This is a genomic window from Deltaproteobacteria bacterium, assembly GCA_018668695.1.
Lineage (GTDB): Bacteria > Myxococcota > XYA12-FULL-58-9 > XYA12-FULL-58-9 > JABJBS01 > JABJBS01.
Genome location: JABJBS010000407.1, coordinates 1 through 2,352, shown reverse-complemented (window position 1 = coordinate 2,352; position 2,352 = coordinate 1). Strand labels below are relative to the sequence as shown.

General features: G+C 48.9%; 3 protein-coding genes. All 3 read left to right on the top strand.

The window, feature by feature from the left end:
* Positions 1-208: hypothetical protein (locus HOK28_24240; protein MBT6436221.1), on the top strand; the 208-nt coding region annotated here is incomplete at its 5' end.
* 16 nt (positions 209-224) lie between these two features.
* On the top strand, positions 225-1,694 hold the full coding sequence (locus HOK28_24235) for an HAD-IG family 5'-nucleotidase (protein ID MBT6436220.1): 1,470 nt from the start codon (positions 225-227) through the stop codon (positions 1,692-1,694).
* 112 nt (positions 1,695-1,806) lie between these two features.
* Positions 1,807-2,352 (top strand): SDR family oxidoreductase (locus HOK28_24230; protein MBT6436219.1); only part of this gene is annotated, 546 nt, incomplete at its 3' end.

Sequence of the window (2,352 nt, the reverse complement as noted above, 5' to 3'; positions counted from 1 at the left end):
TGGGCCTGAACTCTTCAACAAGATTACACATATAATCGGATACCAACTTGGTGATAAACTTTTCTATGCGCTGATGGATGGTACCATTCAAATGAGCCACGTGCGTGAACTGTTTTTTGAACACTTTGAAGAGGAAGGTACAGCTCTTACGACGTATCTACATTGGGCGCTTCAAGTTCGTGACATTCAAATCCCCGAGCGCCTCTAGAGCATGAGCCCTAAAAATGAATACTGACCACTCCTTTGCCAGTCTTTCCGACTTTGAGGGTGCAAGACCAGCACCCGAATCTACTATTTTCGTTAATCGCAATTTGAGAATGGACAACATCAAAATCATCGGTTTTGATATGGACTACACCCTCGCCCGCTACCACAAACGCGCTATCGAGGAACTCGCTTATCGATTGACCATCGAAAAGCTTTTAGCCATGGGCTACCCAGCCTCCATTCAAGACTTTAAGTACGACCCCGACTTTGTGATCCGGGGGCTGACGGTAGACAAGAAGCTTGGAAATATCATCAAGCTCGACCGCCACAACCATGTGGGACGCGCCTTTCACGGCAAGGTCCCGCTCACCAAAGAAGAGCGTAAAAGGCACTACCGAAAAACTAGGCTACAATTTGCCGAACCCCGCTTTCTAAGCGTGGATACCTACTTCTCACTCCCGGAAATTTGCCTTTTTGCTGACCTGGTCCATTACTTTGAGGTACGCGGTGACCGTAGTCGAGATCCATGGCAACTCTACGAAGACACCCGAGAGTGTATTGATGAAGTGCATCGCGACGATTCTCTCAAATCGGTTATTAAAGCAGACCTTTCTACCTACGTAGATAAAGATGAGTACCTTGCAAAGACACTCCACAAGCTGCGCTCAGCCGGTAAAAAGCTTTTCGTCCTAACCAACTCGCACTGGGAGTACACCAACAAGGTCATGACCTACCTACTCGGGGATGAAATGCCTGAGTATTCAGCATGGCAGCAATACTTCGACTACACGGTGGTTGGCGCGGCAAAGCCAGGGTTCTGGATCAGTGACGAGCCGTTTACTCACCTCAACGAAGAAGGTCATCCGCAAGAGCGCGACGCCCAAAAGCTAGAAAAAGGCGCCGTTTACTTAGGCGGTAACGTTGATACCTTTGAACGAGGCATTGGCTATTTCGGCGACCAAATTCTCTATGTGGGAGATCATATCTACGGTGATATTCTTCGTTCCAAGCGAGAAGCGAAGTGGCGTACTGCTCTTGTAATTGAAGAGCTTGAAACCGAGATGCTGCAGTCTCAGAGCAACCGCGAAGATCTTGAAAGGCTTCATCAACTTCGGCAAGAGCGACGAACCCTCGACGACCTTTGTAATGTGCAACGTAAAACTCTCGGCCTGATCGAAAAAGATGAACCTGAGGGAGCGGATTCAGAAACATGGGCAACACTGCGTAAACAACGGGACGATAATAAAAAGCGTCTTAAAAAAGTTGTGAAAGAGCACGATGAGTTGCAAGCCAGTATCGACCGCCAATTTAATCCCTACTGGGGCATGGTCTTTAAAGAGGCTCAAGAAAACACCCGGTTTGGCCAGCAAGTACAGAGATACGCTTGTCTCTACACCAGTCGACTTTCAAACTTTCGCCACTACTCAAGCTTTCAATATTTCCGAAGTCCGCGTGATTTACTCCCCCACGAGAACAATCCCCTCTAAGTGGTCTGCCCCTAGCAAACCAACCTCTTGCCGGGCGGGAGTAAATTCTACATCGAGTTGACCAAGCACTCAGTTGCCACTATGGATTCTTCCTCACCCGAAGGAGAGCGCTATGTCAGACTTAAAAGGCAAAACACTATTTATTTCCGGAGCAAGCCGAGGCATTGGCAAAGCGATAGCATTGCGCGCAGCTAAAGACGGCGCAAACGTAATCATCGCGGCCAAGACAGCCGAGCCCCATCCAAAATTAGAAGGTACTATCTACACTGCAGCAGAAGAGGTCGAAGCCGCCGGTGGTCAAGCACTGCCCTGCATCGTCGATATCCGCGACGAAGCCATGGTCGATGCAGCCATCCAAGCAGGCGTCGATAAGTTTGGTGGAATTGATATTTTGGTAAACAATGCCAGCGCGATTAACCTCACAGGCACGCAGCAAACTTCCATGAAGCGCTACGACCTGATGCATCACGTCAATACGCGCGGAACGTTCCTTTGCTCTCAAAAATGCATCCCGCACTTACTCAAGTCGGATAACCCGCATGTACTTAACCTTTCGCCGCCACTTAACATGGAAGAGCGATGGTTCGGTCCTCACGTCGCCTACACCATGGCTAAGTTTGGAATGAGTATGTGTGTTTTGGGAATGTCGGCAGAGTTT